At 35.3% G+C, this 16618-nt stretch carries 15 protein-coding genes and 3 tRNA genes; 2 read left to right on the top strand and 16 right to left on the bottom strand.

Annotated elements, in window-relative coordinates; translation table 11 throughout:
* Positions 1 to 290: 290 nt before the first annotated feature.
* The 4 genes from nadE to H3U49_RS09600 form a co-directional block, all read right to left on the bottom strand.
* A complete protein-coding gene (nadE, locus tag H3U49_RS09615; RefSeq protein ID WP_198181149.1) occupies positions 291 to 1121 on the bottom strand; it encodes an ammonia-dependent NAD(+) synthetase in 831 nt (276 codons plus the stop codon).
* A complete protein-coding gene (locus H3U49_RS09610) occupies positions 1118 to 2596 on the bottom strand; it encodes a nicotinate phosphoribosyltransferase (protein ID WP_198181148.1) in 1479 nt (492 codons plus the stop codon). Before H3U49_RS09610 ends, nadE begins: the two co-directional genes overlap by 4 nt.
* 75 nt (positions 2597 to 2671) lie before the next feature.
* Positions 2672 to 3763 (bottom strand): glycosyltransferase, encoded by a 1092-nt coding sequence (locus H3U49_RS09605; RefSeq protein ID WP_198181147.1) that lies wholly within the window; start codon positions 3761 to 3763, stop codon positions 2672 to 2674.
* A gap of 2 nt (positions 3764 to 3765) precedes the next feature.
* On the bottom strand, positions 3766 to 4497 hold the full coding sequence (locus tag H3U49_RS09600) for a WecB/TagA/CpsF family glycosyltransferase (protein WP_198181146.1): 732 nt from the start codon (positions 4495 to 4497) through the stop codon (positions 3766 to 3768).
* 124 nt (positions 4498 to 4621) lie between these two features.
* Between H3U49_RS09600 and tagD the strand changes: the two genes are divergently transcribed.
* Positions 4622 to 5008 carry a glycerol-3-phosphate cytidylyltransferase gene (gene tagD / locus H3U49_RS09595; protein ID WP_198181145.1) on the top strand — a complete coding sequence of 129 codons (387 nt, stop codon included), beginning with the start codon at positions 4622 to 4624 and terminating at the stop codon, positions 5006 to 5008.
* A 40-nt stretch (positions 5009 to 5048) separates the two neighbouring features.
* Here the strand turns inward: tagD and H3U49_RS09590 are convergent, their stop codons facing one another.
* Entirely contained in the window at positions 5049 to 5747 is a 699-nt protein-coding gene (locus H3U49_RS09590) for a GntR family transcriptional regulator (protein ID WP_198181144.1), read from the bottom strand.
* A gap of 81 nt (positions 5748 to 5828) precedes the next feature.
* Complete coding sequence (locus tag H3U49_RS09585) at positions 5829 to 6944, bottom strand: hypothetical protein (protein ID WP_198181143.1); 1116 nt, start codon at positions 6942 to 6944, stop codon at positions 5829 to 5831.
* 472 nt (positions 6945 to 7416) lie between these two features.
* Here H3U49_RS09585 and H3U49_RS09580 point away from each other — a divergent pair, with 472 nt between their 5' ends.
* Positions 7417 to 9156 carry a BspA family leucine-rich repeat surface protein gene (locus tag H3U49_RS09580; RefSeq protein WP_198181142.1) on the top strand — a complete coding sequence of 580 codons (1740 nt, stop codon included), beginning with the start codon at positions 7417 to 7419 and terminating at the stop codon, positions 9154 to 9156.
* A 40-nt stretch (positions 9157 to 9196) separates the two neighbouring features.
* On the opposite strand, the gene H3U49_RS09575 is transcribed toward H3U49_RS09580, so the two are convergent.
* The 10 genes from H3U49_RS09575 to H3U49_RS09530 all read right to left on the bottom strand — a co-directional run bounded on the left by H3U49_RS09575 (position 9197) and on the right by H3U49_RS09530 (position 16608).
* Positions 9197 to 9268, bottom strand: a tRNA-Gln gene (locus H3U49_RS09575).
* Positions 9269 to 9275: 7 nt separating this feature from the next.
* A tRNA-Tyr gene (locus H3U49_RS09570) sits at positions 9276 to 9357 on the bottom strand.
* A 63-nt stretch (positions 9358 to 9420) separates the two neighbouring features.
* The gene (locus H3U49_RS09565) at positions 9421 to 10602 is read right to left on the bottom strand and encodes an aminotransferase class I/II-fold pyridoxal phosphate-dependent enzyme (protein ID WP_198181141.1); all 1182 of its coding nucleotides are present in this window, start codon (positions 10600 to 10602) and stop codon (positions 9421 to 9423) included.
* A gap of 162 nt (positions 10603 to 10764) precedes the next feature.
* Complete coding sequence (locus H3U49_RS09560) at positions 10765 to 11493, bottom strand: glycerophosphodiester phosphodiesterase family protein (protein ID WP_370466844.1); 729 nt, start codon at positions 11491 to 11493, stop codon at positions 10765 to 10767.
* A 176-nt stretch (positions 11494 to 11669) separates the two neighbouring features.
* Positions 11670 to 11741: transfer RNA gene (locus H3U49_RS09555), tRNA-Gln, on the bottom strand.
* Positions 11742 to 11830: 89 nt separating this feature from the next.
* Positions 11831 to 12346 carry a GNAT family N-acetyltransferase gene (locus tag H3U49_RS09550; RefSeq protein WP_198181139.1) on the bottom strand — a complete coding sequence of 172 codons (516 nt, stop codon included), beginning with the start codon at positions 12344 to 12346 and terminating at the stop codon, positions 11831 to 11833.
* Between the two features lie 79 nt (positions 12347 to 12425).
* Positions 12426 to 13484: an SEC10/PgrA surface exclusion domain-containing protein gene (locus H3U49_RS09545; protein ID WP_198181138.1), complete on the bottom strand. Its 1059-nt coding sequence runs from the start codon at positions 13482 to 13484 to the stop codon at positions 12426 to 12428.
* 329 nt (positions 13485 to 13813) lie between these two features.
* The gene (locus tag H3U49_RS09540) at positions 13814 to 14518 is read right to left on the bottom strand and encodes a GntR family transcriptional regulator (RefSeq protein WP_198181137.1); all 705 of its coding nucleotides are present in this window, start codon (positions 14516 to 14518) and stop codon (positions 13814 to 13816) included.
* Between the two features lie 236 nt (positions 14519 to 14754).
* Positions 14755 to 15732 (bottom strand): SIS domain-containing protein, encoded by a 978-nt coding sequence (locus tag H3U49_RS09535; protein WP_198181136.1) that lies wholly within the window; start codon positions 15730 to 15732, stop codon positions 14755 to 14757.
* 39 nt (positions 15733 to 15771) lie between these two features.
* Complete coding sequence (locus H3U49_RS09530) at positions 15772 to 16608, bottom strand: PTS system mannose/fructose/sorbose family transporter subunit IID (protein WP_198181135.1); 837 nt, start codon at positions 16606 to 16608, stop codon at positions 15772 to 15774.
* Positions 16609 to 16618 lie beyond the last annotated feature (10 nt).

Genomic DNA, 16618 nt, shown 5'->3' with positions numbered 1-16618 from the left:
TATATCTCCCTTTTTGCCAAAATAAAAACACTGTTGCTTATCTTAAGGACGCCTTAAAACGCGGTACCACCTCAATTGCAACAGTGCTTGTTACCTCTTAATTATTTTTATTTATTTGAACTGTAAGGAGCATTTTTTAAATAGCAGTAAATCTTTTTCACCAGGCGATTCTCTCTTTGAACTGCTAATCTTAAAAAACATATCTTAAGTTATCAGTAATTGTACTACTTGCACAGTTTTTGTCAATAACAGGCCTACTGAGGAAAAATCAAGCTCCAAATATCTAGTCCTTATTTACGATAAAAATCATCAAAAACAGTTATGGGCAAATGCCTTTTATGTTCACTTTTACGCCATAGAGATTCAATTTTTTCAGCGGCTGTTTCAGAAACTTCATGCCCTTCTAAATAGTTGTCAACATCCTGATAGCTAACACCGAGTGCAACTTCATCAGGTAAGCCTGGCTTATTTTCTTCCAAATCTGCCGTTGGTGCCTTTTGGTACAAATGCTCTGGACAATTTAAAAATTTGAGCATCTGCTTACCTTGACGTTTGTCTAAGCGAAATAGTGGCGTTAAATCTGCCGCACCGTCACCGTATTTAGTATAAAAGCCGCTAAAATTTTCAGCCGCATGATCTGTCCCAACAACAGCTCCGTTATTAGCTCCTGCAATAGCATATTGGACTACCATACGCTCGCGCGCTTTTACATTGCCTTTATTGAAATCTGTAATTTTTTGCCCAGCTTCATTCAAACTAGCTACTAAAGCATCAACAGCCGGTTTAATATTGACTGTTAAATCCTGGTCGGGTTTTTGAAATGCCACAGCGTCAGCTGCATCTTGTGCATCTGCTTGAACGCCATAGGGTAAACGAACCGCAATGAATTGATATGAATTGTCGCCCGTTTCCTTACGCATTTCAGTAATTGCCATCTGACATAATTTCCCAGTCAGCGTGGAATCTTGCCCGCCAGAAATACCCAACACATAAGACTTCAAAAATGTATTTGCTTTAAGATAATCTTTCAAAAAATCAACTGAACATCTAATTTCTTTTTGCGGATCAATTTGAGGCAAAACATGTTCATATTTTATAATTTCCTTTTGCAGTGGTCTCATTGTGCAGTATCTCCCTTATTGATTTTAGTGCGAATATCCTGGATGATGTTCATTTTACTGTCATACAAATCTTGAGAAAGATCAACAGGGTATTCCTGTGGGTTCAAACTTCTTTTATATTCATCCCAAAGACCATCTAAATTAGCAGCACAAAAGTTTTTGATATCTGTTAATTTAGGCTTGTGATATTTCAATTGACCATTTACAAAAATATCTTTTAAAAGCGGCTCAGCAATATAATCCGTTACCACTTTATTGATATAAGTATACTGAGGATGAAACATATAAAGTGAATCAAATTCTCGCGGATCTACACCCGCCCGTGCAATCCAGTCACCCTCATTTTTCTTTTCAGTATTGGCTGAAATACGCCAAACCTGCTTTTTACCAGGAGTTGAAACCTTTTCCACATTAGAAGAAATTTTTAAAGTATCACGCATATGGTGCTGATCATCTTCAATTGAAACTAATTTATAAACGGCTCCTAGAGCGGGCTGGTCATAAGCAGTAATATATTTAGTGCCAATGCCCCAAACATCAATTTTGGCTCCCTGCATTTTTAAACTGGTAATCGTAGTTTCATCCAAATCGTTTGAAGCAAAAATTTTGGCATTGGTATAACCGGCATTATCCAGTTCGCGACGAACCTGCTTGGAAATATAAGCCATGTCACCAGAATCAATACGTACGCCTTGAAAGTTTATCCTATCACCCATTTCATTGGCAACACGAATAGCATTTGGTACGCCACTTCTGACAGTGTCATATGTATCTACAAGAAAAACGCAGTCCTTATGCGTTTCTGCATAAGCTTTGAATGCTTCATATTCACTGCCAAATGCCTCCACCAATGAATGAGCATGTGTACCAGAAACAGGAATCCCAAACAACTTACCTGCACGAACATTGCTTGTTGAGTCAAAACCACCGATATAAGCTGCACGAGTACCCCAGATAGCAGCATCTGCTTCCTGTGCCCGTCTAGTACCAAATTCCATGACGCCGTCGCCTTGCACTGCTAGCTTGACACGAGCTGCTTTAGTTGCTAACAAGGTTTGATAATTAATAATGTTTAAAATGGCAGTCTCAACTAATTGACATTGAGCCAGTGGTCCTTCAACTTGCAGCAAAGGTTCATTGGCAAAAGCTATTTCTCCTTCGCGCATCGACCTTACCGTAAGCTCCATTTTCAATTGGCGCAGATAATCAATAAAATCATCGTCATAGCCAATTTCTTCTTTTAAGTACTTCAAATCACTTTCTTTAAATTTTAAGTTTTGTAAGTATAAAATTACGTGTTCTAATCCTGCATAAACAGAATACCCATTGCCAAACGGTTCTTTACGGTAATAAACCTCAAAAACCGCATTACGTTCCGAAATTCCTTTTTTAAAATAGGTATACATCATGTTAATTTCATACAAATCTGTATGAAGAGTTAACGAGTCATCTTTATCCAATTCTTGGTAAAACATTCTGTCCTCTTAATAATCCACTAATATTTTTTTCTTATTATAAACATTTGTGGATTTTTTAACAAACTTAGTAATTTATTCAATCTTGTTATATACCTGCAAAATGCTTTCTAACTGCTTCTTTAATGAAAAATTTCGTTCAACATAATTTTTCTCACGCTGAGCCATTTCCTTAAGCTGATCTTTAGGGGTGTCTACAGCCTGCTTTAACTGGGTACAAATCGAATCTACATCACCAATATTAGCTACAAAACCATGCTTTTGATCTGGTATCATTACTTTAATATCACCAACTGCAGTTGACAACAGCGGCAAAAGATTATCGCTTGCTTCCAATAAAACTAAGGGAAAACTCTCTGAATATGAAGTTAAAACCGCTAGATCCATACGCCGATATAAGTTTTTCAATTGTTTATGCGTCATAAAGCCTTGAAAAGTTACTTGTGGACCCAATTTTAGCTGTTGCGCTAGATTTTTTAGAGAGCTTAACTCCGTACCATCCCCAACAATAAATAAATGAACATTGGCATTATTTAGTTTTTTTAATGCTTGCAGCAGCAGCGCCTGGCCCTTAACTTTTTCGGCTCTGGCAACATTTACTATATTAAAGTTGGGATGTTCATATTTAGCAGGAATTTGGCTGTCCTCATGAAAAAAAGTGCCATTATATATTACATGAACCTTTTCCGAATTAATTTTTACCTTTTTAACTAATAAATTAGCAAATCTTTTAGTAATAGCAAAAATACAATCAGCATGGCTAATTGCATGCAAATTAACTCTAGTAAATATTTTACCCTTTAAACCAAGACCGGCAAAATCAAGATAGGGGTCGGAATGAATAGTTATGCACCATTTAGCCGTAATTTTTCGCCTAATTAAAGACAGGAAAAGATTCGCTCTAGGTCCGTGAGTATGAACTATATTAAAGTTCCTTTGATTAATGAAATTAGCCAGCTTATTCAAGCCACCTAAATCATAACGACTTTTTATTCCCAAAACTTGTACATCCAGTTTTGCCCTGCGAGCAGCTTGAGCAACGGGACCTTCGGCTAAACATAATAAAGTAAAATTTTGTTGCTCATTTTTAGCCTCTTTTAGCAAATTGATGATATGGGTCAGACCGCCGCCATTTTCGAGTCCAGCATTAACGTGCAAAACTTTCATAATTATTCTTTTCCTTTTTTCGACTGGTAAACTGCGTGAACAAAATGTGGCAAAACCATCATTCTCTTTAACCGAGAGGGATTTTTAAGAAGACGATAAAACCACTCTAAATGAATAGTCTGCCAAATCTGAGGAGCTCGTTTGACCTTTCCTGAAAAGACATCAAAACTGCCCCCTACTCCCATCATAAGAGCGGGCAGCAGGTTTCTTCGCAAAACAGACAAAAGCTGTTCCTGACGTGGTGAACCCAGGGCGGCAAAAACAAGGTCAGGCTCTGTACGTTCTATCTGGTAAGCAACAAGTTCCAAATCTTCCTTAAAATAGCCGTCCTCAGCTCCTACTAGCTGAATATCAGAATAGTCCCGGGCAATTTTGCCTTGAATGGCATGAATCACCTCGGGTCGCGCCCCGATAAGATATACTTTTAAACTGCGGTCATTTGCCAATTTCATAAGCCAGGAAAACAGATCATAACCCGTTACCCGTTCTTTAAGCGGTTCTCCTAATATGTGACTTGCTTTGACAATTCCAATGCCATCAGCGGTGATATAGTCAGCATCATAAGTTAAAATCTTCATAAATTCAGGATTTTCATTAGCTGACATAACAATTTCAGGATTGGCAGTAACTATAAAGGTTGATTGATGAGCATTGATTCTGCCAACAAATTCATTTTGAAACTGATTAAAACTTTTATTATCGAAACTAACTCCTAAAACATTTACTTTAGTCATAACTATATCTCCTAATCCTCAATTTACTTTATTTTATCAAAATAATTTCGAATTGAGGATACGCTTTACCTTTTCTATAAATATGATACTATTAACTCGTCAAATTAATAGGAGTACTGGAACTATGAAAAAAATAATTACTTATGGTACATTTGATTTATTGCATTATGGCCATGTACGCTTGCTAAAACGAGCTCGCGAATTAGGCGATTATCTTATTGTTGGTTTGTCTACCGACGAATTCAATCAATTTCAAAAACACAAGGAATCGTATAATAATTATGCTGAGCGTAAATATATCCTAGAGGCTATTCGTTACGTCGATCAGGTTATTCCCGAAAAAGACTGGGAACAAAAAATAAAAGACATTCAAAAATATGATATTGATACTTTTGTCATGGGTAATGACTGGAAAGGTAAATTTGACTTTTTAACACCGTACTGCAAAGTAGTCTATTTGCCTCGTACACCGGGAATCTCTACCACTAAAATCAAAGATGATTTAAAATAACAAAAACTCCGAACTAACTAACAAAGTTAATTCAGAGTTTTTATTTTGCAAAAGTAAATTCAAAACGATCCGCAACATAGCTGGCTCTAGTATACTCAAAGGGTACGCCATTAGAGAGTTCAGTTACTTGCAGGCGAGTAATTAATGCTTCACCTTTCTTGGCATCAAGTAATCTAGCCGCATTTTCGTTGGCCACCGCTGCAGAAATATATTCAGTTACACGTCCTATTTTATAACCATTTTTTTCTAAAGTTTGATATAAATGCGAAGAAATATCGGCTTTGGACATATTTAAAATCACGCTATGCGGAATAGATACAACTTCATAGCAAATCGGAACCTCATCTGCATAACGAATACGCTCCATACGCAAAACTTCCTGCGTATCATCTAAATTCAACCGCTCCATTTCAGATAAGGAAGGCTTACCAAAACGATAAGAAATCAACTTACTTGAAGGCGTTTGGCCATTAGCATGGGTAATATCGGTAAAAGACATAATTCCCGACATTTTTTCCTGCACTTTTTGGTTAGCCACATATGTTCCGCTACCAACACGCTGTTCTAAAATGCCTTCATCTTCCAAAGTTTTAATTGCTTGTCGCAACGTCATCCGAGAAACACCAAACTTTTGGGCTAGCTGCCTTTCAGCTGGAATTTTACTACCAACTTTGTAATTATGCTTTTCTATTTCACGTTTAATTTGATTGTGAATTTTGATGTACATTGGTTCTTCCATGAATGCACCTCCATTACACATCTTATTATAATTCAAATTGGTCTACTCTGCATGATACGTTACAAATTATAATTTAGCAACCTAATTTTTCTTAGTGGTCCATTTCATGCCCCATAAACGAAATTCAGCATTTTGTCCACATTCTACCGTTATCGAATCATCACTTGTGGCAATCACGCTAGCATGCAAGTGTGCCTGATTTTCTACGGCCAAGTTTGCACCATTAGAATTAAAGATAAGATCATGTCCTTCAAATTTAGCCTGATCGCTTAAAGCTAAAAAATACTCGTACTCATTGCCACCATTGAAAGTTACGCGCCTTGAATTGCACTCAACTTCATTCTGAAAATCAGCATGATTGACAATAACAGAATTGTTAAATGTAATCTTCGCTTCCCCTGTAGCAATCAAGCGGTTTATTCTGCTGTTTTGAATAATTATGTGTGGGTTTTTCTCGCAGTAAAAGCCACCCTTAAACTCACTGCCAATGATATTAATCCAGTTCTCATCGGTTATGAACATTCCGGTATCTTCTTGTGACAAAAGCTTGCTGTTAAGCATGTTCAACCAGACCTGTCCCTGAATAAGAAGTGAGGAAACAACGGTGTTATTTATATCTAATTCAACATTTGCTTTTTTAAAGGTATCAATACTGCCATGAATGCGAGAGTTATTGATAACAGCAGTGCCATGCCCTTCCAGTGCCAAAGCTCCAATATCTTGAACGACATTTTTGATAGTCGAATCATTCATTTCCAAGCGAAAATTGGAATCAGCAAATAAAGAAACTGAACCATTCATGATTACTGTCGAAAACAGCTCCAGTGTCACTTTACCATTAGCAGCTATAGTAGCAGTATCACCACCGAAACCCTTGACAATACAATTGCGTAATGACAAAAAAGTATTGGCTGCAGCAGGCACAAATAAGCTGTTAGCATCATTTACAGTATTAACACACAAATTTTCTAAATTAACAAATTGACTGCCAGCATCTACATTCACATAACCCAGTATCGTTGTATCTTCAGGAAGATTGCCAGTTCCTTTAATCGTAATATCAGCTAAAAAAGTTCCCGCAGGTATTTCATAAAATCCTGGCTCCAGAAGCAAGACATCATCAGCACGCAAATCATTTAAGGCATTATGCCAGCTAATTTCTTTACCTCCGGCACCAACTCGCACAAGTCTTGACATATATTTCCCTTCTTAATCAAAGTTAGCTTCTTTATTGTACTATTAATAAACCAAAAATAGGCAAATTTAAGCAACTGAATTTACTTCATTCAAAGAAATTTAGCATAAATTATACAAAAAACTAAAGTTATTTTAAATAACAAATATTATTAAAAAGTTTAAAAATCACAAACTAATTCAGCCAAAAATTTTCAATGTTTAAATCTTAATTATATTCATACACATTTTTATATTTATTAAATTATTTTATTAATATTTATTTATACCAAATATATACGTTTTTATAAATAACGTTTTTTGACTTTTTCTAAATTAGCAACTATTAATTTGTCACACATCGTAGTAAACTTTTTACCTATTTTAGATAACAAAAATTAAATATTGGTCAGCTAAAAATGTTGACTGCAAAAAATAAATACTGTATAACCCTAAGCTAAAGGTAAAAGTATAAATTACGCAAGGGGTTTTTGTTATGCTAAATAAAAATGTTAGAAAGCGAAAAAATAACTACTGTTTTCATTATAAAAATAACAATATTAGATTTTTTTCTTATAGTCTACTCACAACGACATTAATAGCAACTGCATTAGGAACCTGCAACAAAGCTATTGATGTTCAAGCTGATTCAATGTCTATTTTAATAAAAAATTCTGCTAATACAAAAAGTTCAGTCTTAAAAAATAACAACAATATAAATTCACAAAATAGTAATACTATTCATGGCACAGATAACAAATGTGAATGGTCCTTTGATGAGGAGAACAAAACACTTACAATTACGGGAGGAGCACTATCCTCTACACCAATCAGTCAGTTGGTAAAAAGCCAACAAAATGATCAGGGAAAAGGTATCAATCCAAATGATATTCAGTATATTGCGTTTCAGATTGCAACTGCCGACTATGGCAGTAAGCTGAAAGTTCAACTAGCACATAATTCAAGTAGTAAATTTGCTGACTTACCAAATTTAGTTGGGTTTAAAGATCTCAATAATGTCGATGCTAGTGAGGCCAGTGATTTAAGTAACTTGTTTGAAAACGACAGTAGCTTAGAAGAACTTGACTTGACTTCTTGGGACACTATTTCAAACAGGGACATGAATAGTATGTTTAAAAACGACACTAAATTGGCCAGAATTAATTTAAAGAATTTCAGAACAGATAGTGTTTTTGACTTTAGTCACATGTTTGAAGGTGACGCAGCTTTAACCACTTTAAACTTAGCCAACTGGAAAACCGGTAACGTTAAGAACATGAGTTATATGTTTAATGGCATCGCGGCTACGGAATTACCAGATATTGCCAGCTGGCAAACTTACAATGTTACTAACATGAGTTATATGTTTAGAGACCCTAATTTAAAGCAGTTAAACTTAAGCCACTGGGATACAGGAAACATATTTGAAATGACTAACATGTTTGATGGTTTAGGAAGTAATTCTGACGGCTTTGTACTTAGTTTAGGTAAACATCGCTTAAAACCAGTAGCATTTGCCAATTTTAAAATGCCTCAAGTTATTGCAATAGGCAAGGGTAGTGCTGCCAAACCTGCAGGAAAAATTCTTTCTATCACCGATTTGGCAAATTTATATAACAAGGAAGACCAAGATTGCCCAGCAGAAACATATGTCAGCCAGCCAATTACTTGGCCTGTTGGTTCGATTGACTTAGATAGTTCCGTTAATAACATACACATCCCGGCAAATAAAATTAATAATCCCAATTATGATAACAAAACAAGTGGCTTCACAAGTTCAGTTCCAACCGAAAGTTCAAAGATTCAAGGACCTGCAAAAGATTCAACTATTAAATCTAATGCAATAACTGCCCAAGCAGAAGATAGTGATACTAATAAATTAGCTCGTAAAGTTCTATGTTCAATTCAAGTTTACGATCAAAATGGTAGCCCTATTAAAGGTTTTATACTTAAACCAGGTTTGACTATTGAAACTTATGGTATAGAGACGATTAATAATCAAAAGTTTTATAAACTCGGTCAAGATATTTTTGCTAATGTTACTGACGTTGAAGGTAACAAGAAAAAGATTGTACATAATTCATACGTTTATAACAAAAAAGGTAAGAGAGTCCGCAAGCTTCTTTTAAAAAAGGGTAAGTCAATTCAAGTCTACGGTACTCCTGTTAAAATAAAAAATAAGATATATAATATAATCGCTAAAAATAAGTACATTAAGGTCAATAACATAGCTTAAGCTGACGCAAAAAGACGACTCTAACGAGTCGTCTTTTTTATTGGGTTAGCTGGATTCGAACCAGCGCATACTAGTACCAAAAACTAGTGCCTTACCGCTTGGCTATAACCCAGTGATAATGGAGGAGGGTGGATTCGAACCGCCGAACTCAGAGAGAGCGGTTTTACAGACCGCCGCGTTTAGCCACTTCGCTACTCCTCCGTCACGCACGTTAATTATAATACCGAAAAACGTACGTGATTGCAAGCAAAATTTGCTTAAAAATTACTTCTTATTCTCTTTTACAAATTTTTCTAGGCGCTTTAGCCCCTCTTCAATTTGATCCATTGAAACAGCGTAAGAAAATCTGATATAGCCTTCTCCGCCTTCACTAAAACTAGAACCTGCTGTCACGGCAACTCTTGCCTTGTCAACCAATTCATAAATAAATTTATTATCATCTTGTTCAAAACCATCAGGTATTTTAGCAAAAATGTAGAATGCGCCTTGGGGTTTAGCACACTCAAAACCTATTTTGGTTAGGCCGGAATACAAAGCATCGCGCCGCTTTTGAAATTCTTTTTTCATTGGTAATGCATCATCCATACCGTTTTTAAAGGCTTCTTCGGCTGCATCTTGCATAGGTGTTGGCTCAGTAGTAACTATTGCTTGGTGAACTTTTGCAATTTGTTGCAAAATATTTTCTGGCGCACAAACAATACCAATTCGGTAACCGGTCATGGCCCATGACTTGGAAACGCCGTTCATTAAAATAACTTGGTCATGCAATGATTTTTCCATTGAAGCATGTGGTTGATCATAGTTCAATTCACTGTAGATTTCATCACATAGTGCAAAAATTGGCTTATCACGAATAACATCCGCCAAAGCATCCAATTCTTCTTGACTATACATTACCCCAGTTGGATTTGTAGGATAATTCATAACCAACATCCGTACCCGGTCTCCGTACTTGTCAATTACCTTTTGCAATTTTTCAGGTGTCAGCTTAAAACCGTCATTTGCTGTATTTACTTTTACGATTTCAACGCCTTCATTAATAACGCCCTCGTCAGTCATATAAAGTGGAAATAATGGAGTTGGCACAACCATAATATCTCCAGGATTCAAAGTAGCCAACACAGAATCAAAAATTGATTCAGTTACGCCATTGGTAACCAAAACCTCAGTTTCTGGATTATAATTTTGACCATATTTTTTACTTAAAAACTCACTGGCTGCCTTGCGCAATCCGATAGTCCCGTTTGAAGGTGCATAATGAGAGTGGTTTTCATCAACTCCTCTTTTTGCTGCCTCTTTAATATGATCCGGTGTATTAAAATCCGGCTCACCTAAAGTAAACTTAACTACATCGGGAATTTTGCCGGCATAATCTGAAAATTTCAAAATCGGATTAGAGGGGGCATCAGCTAGCCCTTTTCGTACATATTTAATTAAATCTACCATATTTTTCACCAAACTTTCTTTTCAATTATATAGATTATACCTTTAATAAAATTATTTTTCTACAATATTTTTCTAATTATTAATTAATTTCATATATAAAAACACCTTTGGACTATACCAGTTAAAGGTGTTTCAATATTGATAATTTTAATTTAAGGCAGCCTACCCTTGAATTTGATCACGCAGCTTAATCATCAGGGGATAGTTATTAGTAAAAATGCCTGCAACATGTTTTTGAAAATATTGTTTAGCAATTTGCGGGTCATCAACTGTCCAAATACGCTCTGTAACTGCTTCCTCTCCCGGCAATAATTTGCCTGGGTGAATGCCAGCAAAGTGGTTATCTTTAACCAATTTAGCTGAATTAACTACTTCTTCATCAGTCAGGTAACAATAGATCTGGCTAGGATCAATTTCCTGACAGTTCTTTAGGGTAACATAATCAAAAGATGAGTAAATAATAGGATGAACGAAGTGATAAAGCTGTGCCAAGCTTAACACAGTATTTTCGATACCTCGATAATGAATTACCCCAGTTTTAAATTCCAAATTTATCTGAATATTTCTATTTTCCAGTAGTGCAAATAATTCTTGCAGTGTTGGAACCGGCTCACCATTTGACAAGTGCAGCTGCCTTAGTTTGTTGAGAGTAAAGTCCTTAATATACCCGGTGCCATCAGTTGTTCGGTCAACTTTTTCATCGTGCATTACTACTGGTATGCCGTCTTTGGTTAAATGGACGTCAAATTCAATCCCCTCTGCCCCATTTTGAACAGCATTGCGGAAGCCCTCCATTGAGTTTTCTGCAAACTTGACGGGATATCCTCTATGACCAAATACTATTGTTTTATTTTTGCCACTATTCATATTTTTGTGTTGGTTAAACCTCATAAAAAAAGAAAACATTACAAACCAAACATAGAGGATATAATAAACCCTTTTCCCTAATTTTTAAATAGTAAAATACCAAAAAAGCAAAAATATTTTTTGTATAATTTTACTGCAAAAAAAGAAACAGCTCATATTACAGAACTGTCTCTTTTCGGGTTGGGTGTTCGTAAGAACAATTGGGTTAGCTGGATTCGAACCAGCGCATACTAGTACCAAAAACTAGTGCCTTACCGCTTGGCTATAACCCAATACCATCTGAGCTTTTACTTGTATGCTCAACATTTAATAGTATAGGAAATTGTGCCCTCCAAGTCAAGAGAAAACAGCTTTTTTCTTGCTATAAATTTAGCTCATATGCGTTTCTAGCGCCATTTTCAGTTTGATCAACCTGAACAACACCCCGATATTCAAATCCTAAACTTTTAATCAAACCTTGCATGCGCTTATTAACCACATGTGTATCAATACGGAAATTATGAATGCCTAGCATCAATCCACGCGATATTAAGTTTGACATCATAAATTGGCTCAGGTGCTGTCCGCGAAATTTTGTACTAATTGCTATTCTATGAATAGTGGCATATTGTTCATCATTATTTTTCCAGGTCCCATCTATTTCAGCATAATTAGGATCAGGTGTAGTTAGTAAAACGGCAACACCGGCAATTTCTTTATTAGCAACAAGACAGTATGCACGTTTTAAAGATATATCTTCTGCAAGCATTTTGCGGTTAGGAGAGCCATTTTGCCATTGAGGATTACCGTCTTTTTTCAGCAATTTTTTTGCTTCTTCAATGATTTTCATAATTTGGTCTAAATCTTCTTTTTCAGCCAAACGAATATAAATTAACATTTTATTTTCCTCTGTACTTTCACAAATTTATTTTAAAAATAATTATACAATAAAAGCAGCCTTTCAAATAGGCTGCTTTTTATGGTTGAAAACCGTTATTATACTTTTTACTTTTAACTACATACGTAGGAACGCTAATAAAATGCATGGAACAAATATTATCATTATGCGAAATACTAAAGCCATAATAATTATAATCACCGTCATGAAGCGAGCCTTGGATGTTAAACAAGTCCCCTGCATGTTCCCATTCTTGGTAATAACTTCGCTCAGATCTCTGCTCTTCACCGCTGCCAACGTAACCAAAAATCATTTGTTTCAAGCCGAAATAAACACTTTTCTTTAATTCAGTCATGGTCATTGTAGGACTAATATTATAAAAACCGGCCATGTCTTCAACAAAATTATCGTCAAGGTTAAGTCCATTGGCATGACAAGCACGAACAATTCCAGGAACATAGTGACTGTCTTTAATTGTTTTATTATTTTTGCTATATTCCAAAGCAATATCAGCTGCTAATTTACCAGTTCCATTGCTTTCAACCCAGGGAGCTAAATTTAAATCTCTTCTCGCTTCATTAATAAGACGAAGAGAAAAAGCAGTTAAATCTCCAATTTGTTTCGGCGTAAGCTGATTTAAATCAACCTGAGTTACATCATCAGCTTTACTTTCCGACACTTTGAGACGACTAAAATCATTAGTTTTCATCCCTTGCATTGAGGCATTGATAAAATTCTTGCTGGGTTTACCTTGATAAGCTAGTAACAGTTCAGTTTTAGTATAACCTTTAGGCAATTTCATTTTTGCCTGAGTATATACTCTTTTAGTATTCTTCTTAACGACTTTAACATCTTTGGCTAAAATCCAATGCGAATTATTGCCAATTTTATAGGCCGTTCTTTTTTTCTTGCCAATTTTTTTCTTGGCACTATACGGGTACTTATACTTAGATTCTGCATAAAAATTAGAATGTTTTCCAGAAATTTTATACAGGCGAACTTTTTTCTTCTTTTTTACTTTAACATAGCCCTTGATAGTGGCTGCTGTTACTTGTTCAGCTTCACCTATAGTTATTCCTGGAATTGTGATTAAAAAAATAATATTAACTACGGCAATAGCAAATTTGCTTTTCTTCATATTCTTCCTCGAGAGTTATTCTAAATTGGCTCTTTATGGTACAAATTTAATTCTAAACTTATTATGAGAGATTGCCAATTAAATTATTTTTTCAATTAAGAAACAGTTTGTAATATTTTTAGCTTATTTTAAATAATATAGGTGATGAATATGGCTGAATGCCAGTCATGATGGTATTTAAAGATTAAGTATTTTTACTGCCACCAATCTTAATGGAAATATTGACAAACACAAGCCTTTGAAAGAAATTTTTCCAAATTAAAGTTTTTCCTGAAATTTTTTAAATAATATTGTTGTTAACGAGCTTTTATAAAATGATCGGTTTTATTTTACACATGAAATTCATACCTTTCGGAAATAATGTACTGCTTTCCTGTATGTACAATGTTCTTATTTCCATCTTCAACGCTTACTTGTAACAATAATAAAGGAAAACCAACAGATTTCTGCAAAACCCTGGCTTCACTCAAACTCGCTAAGGCAATACTTATAACCATGTCCCGCGACTTTAGTTCTTTTATATGATATTGGCTGTGTAAAACCTGGTATAAGGATTTACTTAAGTCAAACTTTTCCAATCCAGTAAAGCGAGGCAGAGGAAAATAATTGCATTCAAGCATCACAGGTTCATCATCAACTAAATGCACCCGTTCAATATAAAGGGCTGTTTTTGCTTTTAATATTGTTTTTATCTTGTCAGGTGTTTCTACTTTTTTTATCTTAATTACTTGTGCGCTAGCTTTAAAACCCTCGTTAGCAGCAGTTTGTGAGAAACTTTCAGCTGAAGGAGAACTAATTATTCTTTTTACTTTATGAGGTTTACGCACAAATGTCCCTACACCATGAATCTTTTCAATTAAGCCGTCTTCAGCTAATCCGGAAATAGCTTTGCGCAAAGTTACGCGGCTAACGTTAAACTGCTCACTTAATTCAAATTCGTTCGGCAATTTACTATCTATTGGATATTCTCCTGTAATAATTTTTTGTCTTATTTTTTCCATTACCTGAGAATACAAAGAACCTGTTGCTACCAAATATCATCACTTCCATAATATTAATTTTGCCCATGTACTAACTATTTGACTAATGAATAATTATGTATTTGAGCTAATTTTGATCTATATTCACAAAGAATAGTATAAAACAAAATCAGATTAAAGTATTCCCGAAACAATATGCATTCCAAAAGAGAAATCGCCATCAAAACTTTCAGTTAACATAAAGGGATTCTACTTTCATAGAATCCCTCTAAAAATATTTTTACTTTATATTAATAAGTAAGTTTCCACATATAACGACGCTTAGTTAATGGGTGCTTTCTAGCCTTAGCAAGCTCCTCAGCATAAACACGCATCACACCGGTATGAATCATTGGATTGAAGTAATCAATTACATTTTCACTAGCAACTTCATTGAGGCCATAATCCTTAGCGTCAATATTTGTTACTTGCGCATCAAATCTTTGCAAGAATGTTAACGCACGAGCATCCAGATGACGTGTACTACCATCATTCATGAACAATAAGTATGGTGCATCCTTTTCAGTAAGTTCAAATGGGCCGTGGAAATATTCACCAGAATGAACTGTTGGAGAAGCAATCCATTGCATTTCCATAAACAAAAATGATGCAGTTGAATATGCAACACCAAGTGATGCGCCACTGCTTAGTACAAAAATTTTCTTTTCATCTTTATACTTTTCACCAAATTCTTTTGCTGAAGGTCCAACTGATTTTACTGCATTTTCAATCAAATCAGGCATGCCGTTGAAAGCTGCAACAGCTTCATCATAAAACTCGTAGCCTTCAAACTGTTTAACAATTTCAATAGCAAAGGCCAAACAATATGACATTTTTTCTGTTTTAGCAGCATAATTTTCATGGAAGCCATGAATAACTTTATATTCAGTTTCTTTAATAATAGGTGAATCATCTGCCATTGATAAAGTAATCAGGTGAGTACCTAATTCTCTAGCCTTTTTAGTTGCAGCTACTGATTCTGGAGTTGTACCACCAAGAGAAGCAGTTATTACAATAGTATGTTCTCCCACTCCTTTTGGAGTATCATAGTTAAATTCATTTGCAGTATGAATGGAGGAAAGCAGTTTGGTACTTTCATGCTCAACAAAGTAATAACCTGGATACAGGTCAGCCATTGAAGCACCACAGCCAACAAACATTACACGATCAATATCAGGTTGTTTTTCCTTAATATCACTTACAATAGATTTAACTTTTTCAAAATCCATAATTTATATAATCTCCTTATTTTAAAAACTTACTAACAACTAATTAAAAATACCTAATACGCTAAGCAGGATACCACCCAAAATACAGATAACCATGATCCACGCAGTATTAACCTTCTTTTTGATTAGGTAAAACATACCTAATGTGAATGCTAGAGATAACATCTGCGGGAAAATTGAGTCTAATGTCTTCTGTAAAACAAAAGTTTTACCAAATTTTATCGGAGTTGTTATCCCGATCATAGTTGCTACCATTGCACCAATGACCATCAAACCAATCACGTTCATTAAAGACATGATTCTGTTAATAGTACCGTTACTAATAAGACGCTGGATATTCTTTTTACCTTGGAGGTAACCCCATTTTCCGCCCCAATAAGTGACAATAACTGATGGGATGATGGAAATAATCATTGCCAAAATCGGTCCAAATATGTTTCCTTGCTGAGCCATGTTGATTCCCAGACCAAAGGCAATAATTTTAACTGTTCCCTGGAAGAAAGAATCACCAATACCTGATAAAGGACCCATTAAGGAAGTTTTCACCCCATTAATTGAATCTGGATCAAATGTATCTGGATTAGCCGCATATTCCTCTTCCATTGCCGAAGATAGTCCTAAAACAAAAGAGGTCAGTTGTGGTGTACAGTTAAAGAATGCCATATGACGATGGTATGCCTCTTTTTTCTTTTGAAGTTTCTCAGGTGTATCAGGTGTCTCACCATAAATCCCATCTATCGTTGGTGCCATACCATACATGAAACCCATGTTCATTTGGCTTTCATAATTCCAAGATGTCTGAATAGCCCATGATCTCCAGAAGAATTGCCAAAACTTATGACGTAATCGTTTATCTGTATGTTTTTGCTCGGCCATAATTTATCCT

This window comes from Lactobacillus sp. W8174 (assembly GCF_016100975.1).
Taxonomy (GTDB): domain Bacteria; phylum Bacillota; class Bacilli; order Lactobacillales; family Lactobacillaceae; genus Lactobacillus; species Lactobacillus juensis.
This window is presented reverse-complemented; position numbering and strand designations above follow the sequence as displayed.